The following is a 17,347-nucleotide window of genomic DNA, read 5'->3' on the forward strand; positions in this document are numbered from 1 at the left end:
CATTGCAGCATAGTCAGAGTGAGATCAAAAAGATCCTGGATCAGGGCATGATCACCCGTTCGTTGCTGGAAAGTGAAGTATCAATGCGAAAATGCGAAATGTATTGCGATATAGCGCAAGATAAAGAGGTAAAGGCATTTTTTAAAGATCAAGCCAGCGCGCTGAGCGGGTTATGTGACTTCCTCAAACAGAGACTGGTACAAATCATGTAGGAAGGGGTAATGTTATGAGTAGTTTTTCCGATTTGGATATGTTATATGACTATGAAAAAGACGTTTCAGCGGCAGCTTCGGGATATATGACGTTTGCCACCAAAGCGTCCAGTGATGAAATCCGTCATCGCTATGTACAGTTGGCCAACGAAGCCAGTAAAGTATATGAGCATCTGAGCCGATTAATTGAAAAATCGGGAGGAACCCTTTAATAACAGTTGAGAGAGATGAAAACGAGGGGGACAGAGGGACGTAGACCTTTGTCTCCTTTTTACATGCAAAAAGGAGACAAAGGTCTACGTCCCTCTGTCCCCCCTGTCTAACATTATATAAGCTGTTTGAAGAGATTCGCAGTCTCGATTGCTGTAACAGCCGCATCGAAACCTTTATTCCCGGATTTCGTTCCCGCTCTTTCAATAGCCTGTTCGATTGTATCCGTGGTCAGAACACCAAAAATGATCGGTACGCCGGTTTCCAGTCCGACATTAGCAACGCCTTTGCTTACTTCGCTGCTAACGACATCAAAGTGAGGGGTAGCACCTCTGATCACGGCACCGAGACAGATTACCGCATCAAAACGTTTTTGCAGAGCTGCTTTTTTGGCAGCAAGTGGGATTTCAAATGCGCCCGGGACCCAAATCAGTTCAATATTATTCTCATCGGCGCCGTGTCTTTTCAGAGCGTCTAACGCGCCGCCGATTAACTTGGTGGTGATAAATTCATTGAATCTCCCTGCGACAATAGCAAATTTCAGATTTTCAGCAATTAGATTTCCTTCGATGATTTTCATATGCACTCTATCCTTTCATTATACCGTTTTGGACTTGCTCTCTATTGTATTTGTTCATCCCGTGAACTGAGCGATTTCAGGCAAGACGAGTCATAGGAAATGATGGGTTAGCTCAAATTGTCCAGTATATGACCCATCTTTTCCTTTTTGGTGGATAAATAGTATTCATTTTCCGGTTTAGGCGGCATAACGATGGGTACTCTTTCCATGACCTGGATTCCATAGCCTTCAAGGCCGACGATTTTCTTGGGATTATTCGTCATCAGACGGACCTTGGTGATCCCCATATCAGCCAGAATTTGCGCGCCGACGCCATAGTCCCTTAGATCTGCGGGGAAGCCGAGTTCTATGTTGGCCTCGACCGTGTCCTTACCTTCTTCCTGCAGCTTATACGCTCTTAATTTATTTAGAAGCCCGATTCCGCGTCCTTCCTGACGCATATAGAGCAGCACGCCGCGACCTTCCCGCTCAATCTGCTGTATTGCAGCTGACAATTGATCCCGGCAGTCACATCGTCTGGAGAAGAAGACATCGCCAGTCAGACATTCAGAGTGGACCCTGACCAACACCGGTTCGCCATCGTCTACCGTCCCTTTAACCAGGGCGAGATGTTCTTTGTTATCAACACTGCTTTTGTAGCCAATAGCCTTAAATATACCGTATTCGGTCGGGAAATCAATACTTTCACCGCGTTCAATCAGTTTTTCATTGCGACGGCGGTAACGGATCAAATCTTTCACAGTCACCATTTTCAGATTGTGTTTTTCTTTAAATGTGATCAAATCATTAACCCGGGCCATCGTACCGTCGTCATTCATAATCTCACACAAAACACCTGCGGGCTCCAGACCGGCCATTCGTGCCAGGTCGAGGGAAGCTTCAGTATGGCCGGCTCTGACAAGCACACCGCCTTCTCTGGCTTGAAGAGGGAAAATATGCCCAGGACGACGCAGATCCTGAGGCTTGCTATTTTTATCAATGAGGATCTGGATCGTATTCGCTCTTTCAAATGCCGAGATGCCTGTGGTACAGTTCTTACCATCCACACTGACGGTAAATGCTGTGCCGTTTGGATCGGTATTATTGGTGACCATCAGATTTAAATCAAGGGCTTTGGCGCGTTCTGCAGTCAGTGATGCGCAAATTAGACCGCGGCCATAGGTTGCCATAAAATTGATGGCTTCAGGGGTTGCTTTCGCCGACGCCATAATCAGGTCGCCCTCATTTTCGCGATCTTCATCGTCAACAACGATGATCATCTTACCGTCACGGATATCAGCGATTGCTTCTTCAATCGTGGCAAAAATCGTTTCTTTACTTTGTGTCATTATCATTCTCCTTTCTAAATAAAACCGTTATCGGTCAAAAAGTCTAAAGAAATATCGGTTTTTTCCTTGCGGGTGTCTTTACTCTGGCTCAGGATCCGGGCAACGTATTTGCCGATGATATCTGTTTCCAAATTAACCACGGCACCTATCTTTTTGAAGCCTAACGTTGTATTTTTCATGGTATGCGGGATCAGGGAAACAGTAAAGTCATTTTCCCCGACGTCAATGACTGTGAGCGAGATGCCGTCGATAGCGACTGAGCCCTTCGGCAGCAAACCGGCGGTAACATTGGGAGAAGCATGGATTTTATAGAGCTGCGCAATTCCAACTGGCGTAATGGAAGCGATATTTCCTGTTCCATCGACATGACCGCTGACGATGTGCCCGCCTAATCGGCTATTCAACTGCAGTGCTCTTTCCAGATTCACCTTGGAATGCTGAGTTAATTCTCTGAGGCTTGTTTTCTGCAATGTCTCGTACATCATATCGACAGTAAAGCTTTTTGTTGACAGTGATGTCGCGGTAAGACAAACGCCGTTAACAGCAATACTATCCCCGACCTGAGAGCCACCGAGAACGACATTGGCGTCAATAGTCATTCTTGCTGCATCTTTAAGCAGGTCAATATGGCGTACGGTTCCGAGTTCTTCAATAATTCCGGTAAACAATCTTATCACATCCAACTATAAATAAATATTCAATCCGTGCTTCGCTTGACGCTGACATTGTGCAGGCGACTTTGCTATGGAGTAATTTGAGTAACTAATTCTAGAATGGTGTGCTAACCCTTATTAATATAACCGGTAAAGCGATAATTTCCTCCTATTTCGTTGAATTCAATCGGGTTGATCCTGATCGCATCGGTCATTTTGGAAAGATGCAGGCCAGAGAGCGGAGATGGGCCGGATCCGGCCAGTAAAGGAGCAATAATAAATTCCACCTTATCGATAAGCTTTAATTCCAGCATTTTACCGGCAAGTATACCGCCGCTTTCAAGCAAGATGCTGTTGAGTCCTCTGGCAGCAATATCACGCATCAGATCGGATAAAGGGACATGTCTTGCCGTCGGGTACTGCCATATTTCCAGTCTATCCCCAGGATATGTTTCTTTGAGTTGTTGTATTTTGGCATCTGCGGCGGCAAGGGTCGTTGCTATGATACAAGGACTGGCAGAGGTACTATTCAGCACCTTCGCTGCGATGGGAAGAGACAAGGTACCGTCCACCACGAGACGAACGGGGTCACGGGATTCCGGTATATCCCTGCACGTCAATTGGGGGTCATCCTGAAGGACAGTGGGACTTCCGACCATGATCACATCGTAAATATTTCGCAGTTCATGGACGTAATGGCGTGCTTCAGGCGAAGTGATCCATTTGGAGTCTCCGGTGCTGACGGCAGTTTTGCCGTCCAGAGTCGTGGCTGCTTTATACAGGACAAACGGCATCTTCTCTGTGATCGCTTTGCTAAACGCTTCATTGATCCGTCGGGCTTGATCAGACAATAACCCGGACTCAACAATAATGCCGGCAGCCTGCAGTTTTTTAATACCTTGGCCGCTGACTAACGGATTGGGGTCACTCATGGCGATGACAACTCTTCTTACCTCGTTAGCAATAAGTGCATCGGCACAAGGCGGTGTTCGGCCAAAGTGAGAACATGGCTCAAGTGTAACGTAAACATCCGCATCTTTTGCTTTGATACCGGCAGCATTTAAGGCGTGGACTTCAGCATGCGGTGTGCCGGCTTTTTGATGATAGCCTTCGCCAACGATCTGTCCGTCTCGAACAATAACACAGCCAACGAGCGGATTAGGGCTGGTCCTGCCTGCTGCCAACAGGGAAAGATTTAACGCGCGTTCCATATACTCGCGATCTTCGGATGTAAAACAGTTATTCATGTGTTGACCACCCCATGATGAAAGACTTGATGAAATACAAAATGCCCGGAATTAACTCCGGGCATACGTTACACATAATCACGTCGTATATCGGCTTTCATACCGCGCATAAAACGCGGATATAGCGCACAATATACGTAAGATTATCTCTTCCCATCCAGACTTTAACTGTCGGCTTCGTAATCTCAACGAATCAGCCATGAAGGCTCGCGGGCTTTACCGCCGGTAAGGAATTTCACCTGTCCCCAGAGTTTGATATATTTAGCTTTATGAATTCTTTTTATTATAATACAGCAGGCTGATCAGAAATGCAAGCTTCACGTGAACTAGTACAGTGTATTCAAAATAACTAGGTAAATAAATACGTAAGCTTTTTTCTGCGGTTGGTCTGCATACCACATTCCGCTTTCGGCTCTTGTGCCCTCCATGGCACAAAGAGCCGCGCTACGCAATCCATGCTCCGCTTGTCGCCGGAACGTGGTACGCAGACCTAATTTGAAGTAAATGATTGAGATATTCTTTTGCGTAGTTATTTCAAATACGTTGTACTAGATGCGTTTATTATTATGAAGGCACTGGCGAAACAAAGAGCATATGATGGGATCATGGACAGCTTTTCTCCATAGAGAAATCCTGACGAAGGAGTCCTAAGAGGATAGCGTCTTCGTACTCACCATCAACATAATACGCATCCCTTAAGATACCCTCAGTGACAAAACCCAGTTTTTCGTAACAGGCCACAGCGCGTTCATTTCTTTTCCAGGTTTCTACCGTTAAACGATGAAAATTCCACTGACGGAAAAGATATCGAATAAACGTACGTAAGGCATCCGAACCGTAGCCTTTGCCCCAGAGTAATTTATCGCCGATTCCTATAAACAACCGCGCAGACCGTGCCGGGATATTCACTTGGTCGAAACCAATGGTTCCGATGAGACGTCCTTCCAGGTCGGTAATTGCATAGCGGTTAGGATCTTCATCATAAAATCTTCTTTCGATTTCTTCACGTCGCAGCAGGGTTGCGAGCGGCCAGTTTCCACTCGTATAATATGAAAACTCCGGATCGTTGTACCAATCATAAAGGCTGTCCAGATCCTCCGGATCCAAAGGGCGAATCCAGGTTCGTGTTCCTTTTAACATGGGCGGCTCCTTTTGCAACGTCTTTTGCCTAAAATTACGTATTGCTGTATGATGTCAGATGTTTCTTATTATTTTATTCCAGGGAATACGTTAGTGCAAGTTTAACTCGATATATTTACCACTATGGTTTATTCTTCACAGAACGTTAATTGGTTTTTCACACAATGGACACATAGATATCTTAAACTAACACCATGAAACTTCTTTTCATTTTTCTTCCCTAATTCACCTGGTTTAAACCCAGGTTTTTTTTTGACCTTTTGCACATACTAACTTATATCGCATCGATGGAAAATCATGTTTTGACTTTAAAACAATTATAAGGTACTATCACATTATAACCAAATTGGACAAATTATGGTTAAAAATTTCGGAAAGGGGGAGACCAATCATGATCAACATTACTGAGATTGCTGCTGAAAAGATCAAAGAGGTATTAGCCTCACAAAATCAAGAGAAGGCTTACTTGAGGATCTATATGGCCGGCATGGGCTGAAGTGGGCCGAGTTTCGGCATGGCTCTGGATGAGTCAAAGAACCCTGAGGATAATGTAGATGAAGCTTATGGCGTTACTATTGTTGCGGAGAAGAAATTCGAGCAGTATTTAGAAGATGCTGTGATCGACTATGTGGCTACCGAAGACGGCAGCGGATTTACCATGAAAACACCTCGCATGGCTGATTGCAGTTCAGGTTGCAGCTCCTGCAGTTAAAGATAAACTGCCAATTGAATAATAAAAGAAAACGACGCTTAATTTTATTGGCGTTGTTTCTTTTTTTATATATGAAAAAGGAATTTAATGGATCATAACGAATAGATATTGGAAAAACTTTCTAAATATGAGTGATGCTGATGCGGGAACAACGATGGCTTGATTGCTGTTGTTCTCGTTATAATACACCTTATAGGGGGTTCACATGAGACGGACAAAACACTGTATCAATGCCAATTATCGCATTCTCATTGTTGACGATGATCAAGGTATCGTTGATTCAATGGTCTTTATTCTGAAAAGAAAAGGGTATACGGTATATGGCTTGACAGATCCGCTGGAAGCGATTGAAAATATCCATACAAAAGCCTTTGATATGCTTATACTTGACTATCTCATGTATCCTATCAACGGGGATAAAGTAGTTGAATCGATACGCAAAACTCACCCTGATTTATACATACTGCTGATATCAGGTAATGAAAACTTGAATTATCTTCGAAAAAAGACGAAAGCGCTTGGTATTCAGGATTACGGCGAGAAGAGTGACCGTTTTGATGTGCTACTGCACCATGTTGACGTCGGGATCAAGAAAGTCTCCGAAAGACGCGCGTATGATAAGGTTCAGGACGAGTAGTATAATTACACTGGCCATAAGCGGGCCTAAGTAACGGGATTATCTTGGGTAGATTTAAGTGATGAGGTTAGCTATGCGCAGTGTTTATGGTGTATAATACGTTTAGTACTCTGTAACACCTGATTCCTTACATTATCGCTGGTTAAATTTTCGTCTGACTGCGTTGTCGTCACGCGTAATACGGCCGGTATTACTCGCCTCCGACGGCCATGGATGGCCTAGTGTGGAACAAAGATCGCTCATAAACACAGTTCCTTGTTTATAGCATATTACCGGCTAAGCAAAGGATAGAGTTGGCGCTTCGCTTATCTCAGTATGACAAGGAGCGACCGCCTTGTCATACGAAAATTTTCCTCACCGATTAATGCCAGTTTTAAGTATTACAAAGTACTAGGTAAGCATTAAATTACAGCAAAAGTGAGACATGACATATGGTACTTAATAATAATATCCATGACGCCGCCTTGATTTTTGAAGGAGGCGGTATGCGTGCGAGTTATACAGCGGGGTTTTTAAACACGCTGCTTGAAAATCACATCTATTTTGATTATGTAGCTGGAATTTCTGCAGGATCCAGTCATTCTGTCAACTATTTATCTAGGGATATCGAACGAGCCAGACGGTCATTTGTTGACCTGGTGTTAGATCCAAACTTTGGTGGCTGGAAATCTTTTTTTAAGGGTGAAGGTTATTTTCGTGCGCAATATATTTATGAAGAAACGCCTTATCCCAATGCTGCCCTGCCTTTTGATTTTGAAACTTTCATGGCGAATCCGGCGAAGCTACGTATCGGCGCTTTTGAACGGAATACCGGTGAAATGGTTTATTATTCGAAAAATGATATTGACGATATTACCGATTTGATGAAAATAGTGAGAGCTTCCTCATCAATGCCTATCTTCATGCCTCCGACATATTTCGGCGGACATTATTATGTTGATGGCGGTTTAAGTGGCGGGATACCTCTGGAGATCGCCAAGAAAGACGGTTATCAGAAATTCTTTGTGGTTCTTACTCGTCCCCAAGGTTATCGGAAAACGCAAGCCAAGCATAAGCTGCCAATGAAAGCATATTACCGTAAGTATCCACGCGTAGCCGAAGCCATATTTAATCGGCATATTGCGTATAATCAAACACTGGATGAATTAGAACAACTGGCACATGAAGGGAAGGCCTTTCTGGTCTATCCGGACCAGATGCCCGTATCTAACCGAGAAACAAATCATAAGAAACTAACTGATAGTTATAGTTTTGGCTATGCGCAAGGACAACGGGATTTACCCCGATGGAAAGAATTCCTCGGGGTTTGATATGAAGAATAGTCAATCAAATAAAGACCTAAAACTAGGATACGCAATGGCTAAGCAGCGTAAGCGGAGCACGGATTGCAGAGCGCGGCTGTTTGCGCCATGGACGGCGCAATCTGCCGGAAGCGGTTAGCCATTGCGTAGACCTACCTTCTTAGGTTTTTATCAGTCATACGTAAGACTATCTATATAAGAAAGATAGCCTAGCTTAAACCATATATATGAACTGGCTTCTCTTTCAACTATAGAGAAGGCGCTGCCGCCGAACTATTTTATAGTTTTGCGACACCGCCTTTATTTCCAATGGTCGGGGTGACAAGATTCGAACTTGCGACCTCACGGTCCCGAACCGTGCACTCTACCAAACTGAGCCACACCCCGATATGCTCCTGAGGAACAAGTAAAATCATAACAAAAGGCCTATGGCATGTCAAGGCCAATTTGTTATGAATAAGTTAGATTTTTGATAAAATATTTATGACTGTAACTCATGAAATCAAATATAATTAAAGGAGAATGGAAATATTTGTCGAATTTTTTAGCAACGAACAATGGTTATAGTATAAGGGTAAACACACGGAAATAAACTATAAAGTACTGTTTTTATTGGGCCTTGCCATCATTACTGCAGCTCTATATAACAATCTTTTATAGATTCTCCTAAAGTCCATGGATAGTTATTTCGAATATCTAATAGTAGGAAATATTAATATTGTATCGAATGAAGAATTCGATATCCTATATATGGAGTAAGGAGGCATAAATATGATTAGGGTAGTGATAGCAAATGATAAACCACTTTTGAGAGAAGGATTACGCAGAATACTTGAAGTTCATGAGGATATCGACGTCGTTGCCGAAGTTGGCGATGGGCAAGGAGCAATTAATATATCTCGCAAAATGCCGTTTGATCTGTTACTGATGAACTTGAATATGCCCGGTACAAGTTGCCTTCAGACATGCAGTGTCATCCGCAGAGAATATCCTGCTATCAGTATTTTAATATTAGCTTTTGAGACGAGTGATCAACGAATTGATCAATTATTAAAACTTGGAGTTGCTGGTTATCTATCCAAAGACATTGATCCCCAGCATCTGATTGATGCGATCCGTAAGATACATCGTGGTGAGTTCATTTTGTCACCGGAGGTGATGGAAAGGCATCGCGAACAGCATACAAAAACAGAGTTGCGGATTAATAATTTTGGTTTGAGCAGCCGCGAATTAGAGATACTTAATTATGTTGTGAAAGGGGCCTCCAATAAGGATATTGGACTAGCGCTCTTTATAAGCGAAAAAACGGTAAAAAACCATTTGTCCAATATTTTTAAAAAGCTGGAAGTGAGTGACAGAACACAAGCCGCGCTTAAAGCTGTAAGAACGAAAATGGTGACACTTGAATGATTGGAGTATAGATATGAAAATACATTTTTTTGGTGCTAGTCAAACGGTTACCGGATCGTGTTATTTATTGGAAACCAATGATACCCGAGTGCTTATCGATTGCGGCATGTTTCAAGGCTCCAAGGTTATTAAGGAACTCAATTACGCCGATTTTCCTTTCCAACCCCAGAATCTTAACGCTGTTATCCTCACTCATGCCCATATTGATCATTCCGGACTTATTCCCAAACTTATTAAGAAAGGGTATAAAGGCGTCATCTACGCTACGCGGGAAACGATTGAACTATGTGCGGTGATGCTGCCTGACAGTGGACATATTCAAGAAATGGAAGTCATGATCAAAAACCGCAAAGCGATGCGAGCGAATCAGCCGTTACTCGAACCGGTTTATACGGTTGAAGATGCCAACGCAGTACGGAAACATTTTCAAGCGGTTACTTACGGTGAGAAGATCACTATATCGCCATCAGTGGCGTTTATTTATGTTGATGCCGGTCATATTCTTGGTTCGGCGCATGTCATAGTCAGTATCACAGAGAACGGCGTGATAAAAAATATTGCTTTCTCCGGCGATATCGGAACAGCTGATCAGCCGTATATCGAAGACCCTGAAGGTATCGATACGGCTTGTGACAGCGACAATGTCAGGAGCGTCAAGGATGCCTGTGTTATTGTCATGGAAACGACGTATGGCGACCGTAACCACCCGGACAAATCACATCGCTTGGAGGAAATGGCAAGAATCATTAATCAAGCATATCAAAAAGGCGGCAACATCATAATACCGGCTTTTGCTATCGAAAGAACCCAGGATATTCTTTATTATTTCAATCAGCTTCAAGCTGAAAATATGATCCCGGTTAAGCCTATTTACATAGACAGTCCGCTGGCAGTGGCTGCCACGCGTATATTTGAAAAAGACACACGTAATTTTGATGACGAGAGCCGTACCTTACTGGAGAGAGGTCATAACCCGTTGAACATGAAAAACCTCCATTTTAGTGAGTCTACGGAGGATTCAATCCGTTTAAATGCAATCAAAGGCGGTGCGGTTATCATATCTGCCAGCGGCATGGCAGATGCTGGAAGGATCCGGCATCACTTAAAGCATAATTTATGGCGGAGTGATTCAACTGTTATTTTTGTCGGTTATCAGGCAGAAGGGACACTGGGGCGACTTTTAATCGATGGGGCCGAAGAAGTCGTGATTCATGGCGAGAAAGTCGCAGTCAATGCCGATATTGTCAACTTAAAAGGCTTTTCCGCCCACGCCGATCAGAGAGAGTTGTTAGACTGGCTTAAATTTGCCGCCAGAAATGCTCAGGAAATTATCTTGGTTCATGGCGAAGCGCGTGTGCTGCAGACATTTTCCGCCTTGGTGGAGGAGCAGCTGGACAAGAAACCGATCATTCCGGAACTCGGGGAATGTATTTCCTTTACAGATAACCATATCGAACGAGACAAGCCAACCAAACCATGGCTAAAGACAATTAAAGAACGGATGGATCGTACAAAGGAAGTACAGATGACAGACTATCCCCAGCATCCTGTTGCTGCTGGAAGAAAGATAAAGCGATCGCGAAGGGTTATTCTATCGGAATATAAGAATTCTTATGCCCGACTGCAGAAAAACCTGACGCGTTTTATCACTACGGGCAAACGGAACAATGACTATGAAATGATGATTGAAACTTTTAATCAGATAGCCAATATGTTGAACCAAAAGAGAAAATCGAATGAATGAATCGTTCAATCCACGGATATTCAGCTTAAATCCAGGCGTACTCAGCGGATTGCCGTTTTAGGCCGGAAAGAAAGCGCAGCATTTCCTCGCGCCTCTTGACGGCCAATCGTCTGCCGGACTTGGTTGATACCTTTTTGGGGAGGGCTTCAGCAAAAGTCTGGGCCCGGCTTAATGCCTCTTCAGGACTTGTGATCAATTCGTCCTGACCGACAAGACTGAAAAACTTCATTAATCCGATATTACCGAGACTATCGAGAATATTAGAATCCCTTAAATAAACAGCTTCATCACTGCCGCCCGGTTCGGAATAATACATGTGGCATTCAATGGCATCAAGGATCATGGCTATTCTTGTCTGTTCCAGCGAGTAACTTTTGAGTAAGTTCATAGCGATGCCCTTCGAGCGTAAGGTGTGATCGACATTTGCCAGGGCATATACAGGATACTTCCCGGCATCATGAAGCATCGCGGCAATAAAAAGCACTTCGTCGTCAAGAGCCAGGTGAGGTGACAATTCCTTGGCCAGGTGATAGACGCGTTGACAGTGTTTCCAACCCAGAGCCGGGTGCGCGCCTGACTGGTTAATAATATTAAAAAGATCTTTGGATATATCCATCAAATCGATCCCCTTTCTGATTTACTTATTATTACTGCAAACGGCATGGGATTTCCTTCCTGAATATGAGAAGAGTTATCGCCATAAATTTTGCATATCTCTCAGAAATCTTTAGGATTTTATGATCGTAATAGTGTAAAATATAATTTAATAGAAATTGTGCCATTATTACTTAGAATTAGAGTTCATCAAACGCAACGGGGTGGAAGCAAATGACAAAAAATAATGTATATGGGGGCTTCTTTCAAGCTCTTTTCTTTTCAAGTTCTGTTTCGATACCGACATTTCTGCTGGATCACTATACCGAGCTTGGCATTAACCAGCAGGAAATGATGCTGATTATCCATCTCATGACGGAGATTAATGCTAAAAGTGAGCATTTGGAAGAAGCGATCACCCGTAAAATGAACATCGCCATAGAGGATTTCAAAATCATGGTCCATACTCTGCAAGGCAAGGGACTGCTGACCGTGAATAACCGCAAAATAAAAGGCAGCACCGGTGTGTATTATGATTTTAGCGGCCTTCTCGACCAGCTGATTGAATTATGGGGGATCAATGAGTTCAAGCAAATGGAAGCCAGCAATAGCAAAGGAAAAGCAAAGCAAGGTAAACCAGACGCAGATCCGAATCCTTCAGCAAAATTGATTTCACTCTTTGAACAGGAGCTGGGCAGGCCGCTAACTGGTCTGGAATGTGAGCATATTGAGAAATGGCTGACAGCAACGTATTCCGATGAACTGATCATTGAAGCCTTGCGCCGAGGGGTCAGTGCCGGTATCCGCAGCTTCCGCTATCTGGATTCCATTCTTAGAGAGTGGGAAAAGAAGGGGTTAAAGACACGGGCAGAAGTTGAAGCTGAAGACCAGAATTTTCAGTCCAGACAAAACCGTAAGCACGACAAGCCCCCCAAAGGGTCTCCGAAGATAAAAAGCAAATATGATAATATCTATCTCTAGACGATAGGAGGAATTCTTCTGGAACGGACAGACAGTATACTTCAAAAAGTGATGAATCAACAGGCAGAGAGCAACAAATCACCGGAAGGTTCAGGCGGAGGTAACTTCACTAACCCGATCTGTTCCTTATGCGGGGATAGGGGAATCATTCTGCAGGGTGATTCAGCAATCCCATGTTCCTGCATGGAAAAAAAGAAAATTGAAAACAGTTTTAAATATGCGCGTCTTTCCAGAGAATTGCTCAATTGCCGTTTTGAGAAATTCAGCTTGGAATATTATAAGGACCCCGATGCCCATACCGAGGATTATTCCAATGCTCAAAAAGCGCTGAAAGCGGCAAAGGAGTTTGTGAAAAATGTCCAAAAGAACCCACATGAAGTCGGGCTGCTTTTAACCGGGACAGTGGGCAGCGGCAAAACATACCTCGCCGCGTCTATTGCCAATGTCTTGATTGAAAATCAGCAAAAACTGTTGTTTTTAATTGTTCCGGATCTTCTGGATGAACTTAGGGCAACGTTTAATAAGAACAGTGAGAATACAGAATATGATCTGTTGGATATCGCCCGTACAGTTCCTATCTTAATCCTGGATGATCTAGGCGCTCACAATTATACGGAGTGGTCCCGCAACCGCATCTATTCGATCTTAAATTACCGGATGAATGAACAGCTGCCAACAATTATCACCACAAATCTGGACTTTAATGAAATAGAACATTATCTCGGTGAGAGAACCTGCTCCCGACTTCTTCAAATGTGCAGGATATTTCGCTTATCCGCCGGACAAGATATCCGTATGCAAAAGTATCTGAAACGGGAAGGGCTAAAGTAATGAGAGCAAATTAGGAGCGCAACGTGTCTAAATAAAGAACTTTAGCTGCAATAATAGCAGAATAAAGCATTTCCAAAATTATTTTACGATATAAACGAATAAAAAAAGGTACAAACCTATGCATGTCCGTCCAAACACAGCATAGGTTTTTTAGTAGAAACAGCGATTTTGGAGGTGCACACAGTTGGCAAAATTAATTATCATCCGAAAAAGGGTTTTAGTTGCAGGTATACTCATCGTCTTAGTAGCCGCCCTCGGGTTAATCGGCACTAATCTGCTTCGTGACTCGGAGGTATCGACAACCCCGACTTCCCAAGTTGACCCTGAAATCAAGATCATTAACATTGATTTTGAACCACAGATCGTCATCCGGGACCTATCGTATGATGGCGAGGTATTTAAAGGGGTGCAGACGTTAAACAAAACGGATTTTAAAATATCTGCGATTATCCAGAACACAACAGAAAACACAATGACCAATATCCCCGTCATTATGACGATCACGTCCCTTGATGACAAATCCAAGACCGTGACCAAGGAGGGAAGTATTCCGATTCTCGAACCTGGGGCTACTGCAAAAATAGCTTATGAAAATATCAAAGCATTAGGCAACGCCCAAGGCGAAAGCGCAACAGCTGGCCAGCATGAAATGGTCCTTACGATTAAATCAAATCCACAAGGGGCCGTCACGCAAAGCACCGAAGCCCGGGTTATCTTCAACGTTGACTCCTCAGTAAAATCCTGAGTTGCGTTCTGACTCACACGGACTAAAGAACCATTGGATCATACTAACAACAATGTGAAAAATACTTGGTTTGAATATACAAAATAATATATACACCATATATTTATTTGTTTACGATTCGGCAGACGATATACTCTTGCCTGTGTCCCGTAATAAGAGTAAAATTAAGTGCTATAATGCACTTAATTTTTTTATAGTCAGAATAACGCATAAGATACTTTTGATCCAGCACCTCAATTTTTATGCCTCGAGTAGTATAATGATGTTGATATATTAGGAGACAGCAACCATGAAAAGAGCAATACTGGTGCTCCAGGAAAAAATGACTCACGAATTGAATACCGTATTGCCCTTGGCTAATTATCAAGCGATCGCTAAGACGGATAATGGTATTGATGCGCTGCGTATGGCGCAGCGCGTAGAGCCGGATCTGATTTTATGCGGGGGCGAAATTCGCGGGATTGCATCATTGGATCTGGTACAAAATCTGATCCATGCTAAATTATGTCCTGTTATGCTTGTGATTGAAGAAAAGGACTTTGTTAATTTGGAATATGCCCTTAAAACCAATGTCAATCACATCCTGACAGCACCGATCCGGGCCATGGATGTCATCTTTGGCATCGCGCAGGCCGAATATAATTTTCAAAGAGAAATTGCTCACCAAAAAGAAATAAACAAAATCAATGATGAGCTCAAGACCAGAAAACTTTTATATCAGGCTATTCTTCTCCTCATTACGGAGGGCATGGAGGAAGAAACCGCCTATAATGCGATCCGGGCACAGGCGATGGCGTCCCGTAAAACATTGAAAGCGATTGCAGCCGAGGTGATTAAAGGATCATGGAGACCTTCAGTTATATGAAACGGTTTCTATTGCGTCTTCTTGCTGTCAATTTAATTTTATTTATCCTTTTTGGACCGTTGGTCGTATTTTACGGTCCTTTTCATTCGCTGACCTATACCACAGTGCGAACGATTCAGATGTCACGCCACCCTCAGTTTGCTGAATTATTTTTGTCTGAAGAAAAAATTGCTAAGATATCACAGACGTTTAACAGCGGGTCAGTGACGGTCGAACCGGTAATCACGCTGATAGATCACCAAATCACGGATAAAGCTAATGGCATCCGGGTAGAAAACATTGAAGGCAACTATTTTAAAGGCGTTGTCATGGTAATCGATGATCCCAAGCAGGTCAAGATCGCCGTGACAGCAGAGATAGGAATAGCTGGCCAGCGCTTGTCCGAGTTAGTTCTCAGCAGCTGCGCAGTCGCAGGAATCAATGCAGGCGGCTTCTATGATCCCAATTCTCAAGGTACAGGGGCGTATCCTGATGGTATCACGGTCATCGACGGCAATATTGTTCATAACAATGTCAGCGAGGATAATAAGACGAATCTGATTGGTTTCAATCAGGAAGGGCAGTTGATACTAAAAAAGTGGACGGCGGCCGAAATTGCTTCCGGTGCGCTTGCCCAGGCCCAGATACAACAAGCCATCAGCTTTGAACCTTACCTTATTATCGATGGTATACCTATGATCACCGGGGATGGCGGCTGGGGTTTTGCTCCGCGAACTGGGATTGGGCAAAAAGCAGACGGTACGGTTATTTTTGTAGTCATTGACGGCAGGCAGCCGGATTGGAGCATGGGCGCGTCCTTACGTGATTTGATGAATGTATTTATCGAATATGGCGCTGTCAACGCGGCTAACCTCGACGGCGGCTCATCAACCGAGATGATTTATCACGGACAGATCATCAATAAACTCTGGAACATCTATGGCGAACGGTATATGCCGACGGCCTTTGTGGTTATGCCAAAGCAATAAAGGATTAAGGATATTAGGTGAGATACTGTGGAAAAAAGAGGGATCCTTTGGTTAATAATCATAACCGTTGTCTTGCAGCTGGGCGTCTATTTCCTGCTTAATTGGCAGGCGGGTCAGCTCATAAATCCTGTTATCAAGACGGACAAACCCTATACAATACATGCTGATCTCAGGAGAGCAGAACATTTTGCCGTGTCTTATAATAAGAAATACCTTGCTTGTCTTGATCAGGATCAGCTCACCGTTATCGATCTGATATCTAATCAGGTAATCTATGCGACCACACAGACTAGGCAAGAAGCGTCAAATGAAATGGTGACAGCAAATAAAATTATGGGATTTCGCTGGCTGCCGGATAGAAATGCGATGGTTTATCTGGCTGAAGGCAAAAATATCGGGATGGTCAGCCTTTATTCGCTCGATCTGAGCGTCAGCGCATCCTCTATGGTTGTTCAACCCAAATTGGATCGAGAGATCAGCATGGACGTCCGTCATATCGACCAAATCGAAATTTCCACCTATACCAATAATCTGGTTATATTGTATAAGGACAGTAAACAGGCATCCAAGCTGCTTAAAATCGATATTATGAAAACAGTGAATATACTATCCCGACCGGGTGAGATAATTTCTAAAATCGCGGTCTCCAATAAATATGGCACGATCTATATTGACAGCCGGCTCGGAAAAACAAAATCGATCACGTCGATTAACGGCAGCACAAGAACCGTTTTGTCTACAGCAGCTGAGGAGTCACTGCTCGGCTGTCAGAATGAGAAAGCATACATTGGAAAATTCAATGATGGCGAGAACAGGCAGCCATTCGGTACGCTCAGTGAAATCGCTGTTTATCAGACGTCGGCAGACGGCAACAGTCTGGCGTATCAGAAAACAATCTTGTGGCAAGGCGCCATCCCTTTTGATTCGCTCAAAACCAATGTCATGATCAGTACAACAGGTAACATCGTTTTGCTTCATGCCGGACGATTGGATGTAATATCGGCAAACGGTACCCATCGATCTCTGAATCTATCCGGAAGTACGTCTGAAAACTACCAAACGGCATACATTATGCCGCCTTCAGGCGATGGTTACTTCGAGCTTCGGACCGGAAAACAGAACTCCGTTTATTATTGGCGGGTCTGCCAATTTTTATAAACGATACGTGGTTAAATTGTTGGTTGCGAAT

General features: G+C 43.6%; 19 protein-coding genes, 1 tRNA gene and 1 riboswitch. Of the genes, 13 read left to right on the forward strand and 7 right to left on the reverse strand.

Annotated features, from left to right (window positions below; translation table 11 throughout):
* Positions 1 to 2 precede the first annotated feature (2 nt).
* On the forward strand, positions 3 to 212 hold the full coding sequence (locus LPY66_RS08795) for a hypothetical protein (protein WP_337987698.1): 210 nt from the start codon (positions 3 to 5) through the stop codon (positions 210 to 212).
* A 14-nt stretch (positions 213 to 226) separates the two neighbouring features.
* Positions 227 to 424, forward strand: a complete 198-nt coding sequence (locus LPY66_RS08800; protein ID WP_337987699.1) for a spore coat protein — start codon at positions 227 to 229, stop codon at positions 422 to 424.
* A gap of 113 nt (positions 425 to 537) precedes the next feature.
* On the opposite strand, the gene ribH is transcribed toward LPY66_RS08800, so the two are convergent.
* The 5 genes from ribH to LPY66_RS08825 form a co-directional block, all read right to left on the reverse strand.
* Positions 538 to 1,002, reverse strand: coding sequence for a 6,7-dimethyl-8-ribityllumazine synthase (gene ribH, locus LPY66_RS08805; protein WP_337987700.1), 465 nt, complete (start codon positions 1,000 to 1,002; stop codon positions 538 to 540).
* A 107-nt stretch (positions 1,003 to 1,109) separates the two neighbouring features.
* The gene (locus LPY66_RS08810; RefSeq protein WP_337987701.1) at positions 1,110 to 2,330 is read right to left on the reverse strand and encodes a bifunctional 3,4-dihydroxy-2-butanone-4-phosphate synthase/GTP cyclohydrolase II; all 1,221 of its coding nucleotides are present in this window, start codon (positions 2,328 to 2,330) and stop codon (positions 1,110 to 1,112) included.
* 14 nt (positions 2,331 to 2,344) lie between these two features.
* Complete coding sequence (gene ribE / locus LPY66_RS08815) at positions 2,345 to 2,998, reverse strand: riboflavin synthase (protein ID WP_337988054.1); 654 nt, start codon at positions 2,996 to 2,998, stop codon at positions 2,345 to 2,347.
* A gap of 113 nt (positions 2,999 to 3,111) precedes the next feature.
* Positions 3,112 to 4,230, reverse strand: coding sequence for a bifunctional diaminohydroxyphosphoribosylaminopyrimidine deaminase/5-amino-6-(5-phosphoribosylamino)uracil reductase RibD (gene ribD / locus LPY66_RS08820; RefSeq protein ID WP_337987702.1), 1,119 nt, complete (start codon positions 4,228 to 4,230; stop codon positions 3,112 to 3,114).
* Between the two features lie 141 nt (positions 4,231 to 4,371).
* A riboswitch (FMN riboswitch) is annotated at positions 4,372 to 4,487 on the reverse strand.
* 346 nt (positions 4,488 to 4,833) lie between these two features.
* Positions 4,834 to 5,370, reverse strand: coding sequence for a GNAT family N-acetyltransferase (locus LPY66_RS08825; protein ID WP_337987703.1), 537 nt, complete (start codon positions 5,368 to 5,370; stop codon positions 4,834 to 4,836).
* Between the two features lie 391 nt (positions 5,371 to 5,761).
* Here LPY66_RS08825 and LPY66_RS08830 point away from each other — a divergent pair, with 391 nt between their 5' ends.
* The 3 genes from LPY66_RS08830 to LPY66_RS08840 all read left to right on the forward strand — a co-directional run bounded on the left by LPY66_RS08830 (position 5,762) and on the right by LPY66_RS08840 (position 8,029).
* Positions 5,762 to 6,082, forward strand: coding sequence for a HesB/IscA family protein (locus LPY66_RS08830; RefSeq protein ID WP_337987704.1), 321 nt, complete (start codon positions 5,762 to 5,764; stop codon positions 6,080 to 6,082).
* Between the two features lie 205 nt (positions 6,083 to 6,287).
* Positions 6,288 to 6,719, forward strand: coding sequence for a response regulator (locus tag LPY66_RS08835; protein ID WP_337987705.1), 432 nt, complete (start codon positions 6,288 to 6,290; stop codon positions 6,717 to 6,719).
* Positions 6,720 to 7,150: 431 nt separating this feature from the next.
* Positions 7,151 to 8,029 (forward strand): patatin-like phospholipase family protein, encoded by an 879-nt coding sequence (locus LPY66_RS08840; protein WP_337987706.1) that lies wholly within the window; start codon positions 7,151 to 7,153, stop codon positions 8,027 to 8,029.
* Positions 8,030 to 8,330: 301 nt separating this feature from the next.
* Here the strand turns inward: LPY66_RS08840 and LPY66_RS08845 are convergent.
* Positions 8,331 to 8,407 (reverse strand) — tRNA-Pro (locus LPY66_RS08845).
* Between the two features lie 384 nt (positions 8,408 to 8,791).
* Between LPY66_RS08845 and LPY66_RS08850 the strand changes: the two genes are divergently transcribed.
* Positions 8,792 to 9,430 carry a response regulator transcription factor gene (locus LPY66_RS08850; RefSeq protein WP_337987707.1) on the forward strand — a complete coding sequence of 213 codons (639 nt, stop codon included), beginning with the start codon at positions 8,792 to 8,794 and terminating at the stop codon, positions 9,428 to 9,430.
* A 13-nt stretch (positions 9,431 to 9,443) separates the two neighbouring features.
* A complete protein-coding gene (locus tag LPY66_RS08855; protein WP_337987708.1) occupies positions 9,444 to 11,174 on the forward strand; it encodes an MBL fold metallo-hydrolase RNA specificity domain-containing protein in 1,731 nt (576 codons plus the stop codon).
* Positions 11,175 to 11,199: 25 nt separating this feature from the next.
* On the opposite strand, the gene LPY66_RS08860 is transcribed toward LPY66_RS08855, so the two are convergent.
* Entirely contained in the window at positions 11,200 to 11,790 is a 591-nt protein-coding gene (locus tag LPY66_RS08860; RefSeq protein ID WP_337987709.1) for an HD domain-containing protein, read from the reverse strand.
* A gap of 212 nt (positions 11,791 to 12,002) precedes the next feature.
* Here LPY66_RS08860 and LPY66_RS08865 point away from each other — a divergent pair, with 212 nt between their 5' ends.
* The 6 genes from LPY66_RS08865 (at position 12,003) to LPY66_RS08890 (ending at position 17,316) form a co-directional block, all read left to right on the forward strand.
* Positions 12,003 to 12,749, forward strand: coding sequence for a DnaD domain-containing protein (locus LPY66_RS08865; protein ID WP_337987710.1), 747 nt, complete (start codon positions 12,003 to 12,005; stop codon positions 12,747 to 12,749).
* Between the two features lie 51 nt (positions 12,750 to 12,800).
* The gene (locus tag LPY66_RS08870) at positions 12,801 to 13,580 is read left to right on the forward strand and encodes an ATP-binding protein (RefSeq protein WP_337987711.1); all 780 of its coding nucleotides are present in this window, start codon (positions 12,801 to 12,803) and stop codon (positions 13,578 to 13,580) included.
* A gap of 184 nt (positions 13,581 to 13,764) precedes the next feature.
* The gene (locus LPY66_RS08875) at positions 13,765 to 14,325 is read left to right on the forward strand and encodes a hypothetical protein (protein WP_337987712.1); all 561 of its coding nucleotides are present in this window, start codon (positions 13,765 to 13,767) and stop codon (positions 14,323 to 14,325) included.
* A gap of 289 nt (positions 14,326 to 14,614) precedes the next feature.
* Complete coding sequence (locus LPY66_RS08880; RefSeq protein WP_337987713.1) at positions 14,615 to 15,190, forward strand: ANTAR domain-containing response regulator; 576 nt, start codon at positions 14,615 to 14,617, stop codon at positions 15,188 to 15,190.
* On the forward strand, positions 15,187 to 16,158 hold the full coding sequence (locus tag LPY66_RS08885) for a phosphodiester glycosidase family protein (protein ID WP_337987714.1): 972 nt from the start codon (positions 15,187 to 15,189) through the stop codon (positions 16,156 to 16,158). Before LPY66_RS08880 ends, LPY66_RS08885 begins: the two co-directional genes overlap by 4 nt.
* A gap of 27 nt (positions 16,159 to 16,185) precedes the next feature.
* A complete protein-coding gene (locus LPY66_RS08890) occupies positions 16,186 to 17,316 on the forward strand; it encodes a hypothetical protein (RefSeq protein WP_337987715.1) in 1,131 nt (376 codons plus the stop codon).
* Positions 17,317 to 17,347 lie beyond the last annotated feature (31 nt).

The organism is Dehalobacter sp. DCM (genome assembly GCF_024972775.1).
GTDB lineage: Bacteria > Bacillota > Desulfitobacteriia > Desulfitobacteriales > Syntrophobotulaceae > Dehalobacter.

What these genes read in the sequence shown, in the direction of transcription:
- LPY66_RS08800 (WP_337987699.1), top strand. Translation starts at nt 227, where the DNA reads ATGAGTAGTTTTTCCGATTTGGATATGTTATATGACTATGAAAAAGAC.
- ribH (WP_337987700.1), bottom strand. Translation starts at nt 1,002, where the DNA reads ATGAAAATCATCGAAGGAAATCTAATTGCTGAAAATCTGAAATTTGCT.
- LPY66_RS08810 (WP_337987701.1), bottom strand. Translation starts at nt 2,330, where the DNA reads ATGACACAAAGTAAAGAAACGATTTTTGCCACGATTGAAGAAGCAATC.
- ribD (WP_337987702.1), bottom strand. Translation starts at nt 4,230, where the DNA reads ATGAATAACTGTTTTACATCCGAAGATCGCGAGTATATGGAACGCGCG.
- LPY66_RS08825 (WP_337987703.1), bottom strand. Translation starts at nt 5,370, where the DNA reads ATGTTAAAAGGAACACGAACCTGGATTCGCCCTTTGGATCCGGAGGAT.
- LPY66_RS08835 (WP_337987705.1), top strand. Translation starts at nt 6,288, where the DNA reads ATGAGACGGACAAAACACTGTATCAATGCCAATTATCGCATTCTCATT.
- LPY66_RS08840 (WP_337987706.1), top strand. Translation starts at nt 7,151, where the DNA reads ATGGTACTTAATAATAATATCCATGACGCCGCCTTGATTTTTGAAGGA.
- LPY66_RS08850 (WP_337987707.1), top strand. Translation starts at nt 8,792, where the DNA reads ATGATTAGGGTAGTGATAGCAAATGATAAACCACTTTTGAGAGAAGGA.
- LPY66_RS08855 (WP_337987708.1), top strand. Translation starts at nt 9,444, where the DNA reads ATGAAAATACATTTTTTTGGTGCTAGTCAAACGGTTACCGGATCGTGT.
- LPY66_RS08860 (WP_337987709.1), bottom strand. Translation starts at nt 11,790, where the DNA reads ATGGATATATCCAAAGATCTTTTTAATATTATTAACCAGTCAGGCGCG.
- LPY66_RS08865 (WP_337987710.1), top strand. Translation starts at nt 12,003, where the DNA reads ATGACAAAAAATAATGTATATGGGGGCTTCTTTCAAGCTCTTTTCTTT.
- LPY66_RS08870 (WP_337987711.1), top strand. Translation starts at nt 12,801, where the DNA reads ATGAATCAACAGGCAGAGAGCAACAAATCACCGGAAGGTTCAGGCGGA.
- LPY66_RS08880 (WP_337987713.1), top strand. Translation starts at nt 14,615, where the DNA reads ATGAAAAGAGCAATACTGGTGCTCCAGGAAAAAATGACTCACGAATTG.
- LPY66_RS08885 (WP_337987714.1), top strand. Translation starts at nt 15,187, where the DNA reads ATGAAACGGTTTCTATTGCGTCTTCTTGCTGTCAATTTAATTTTATTT.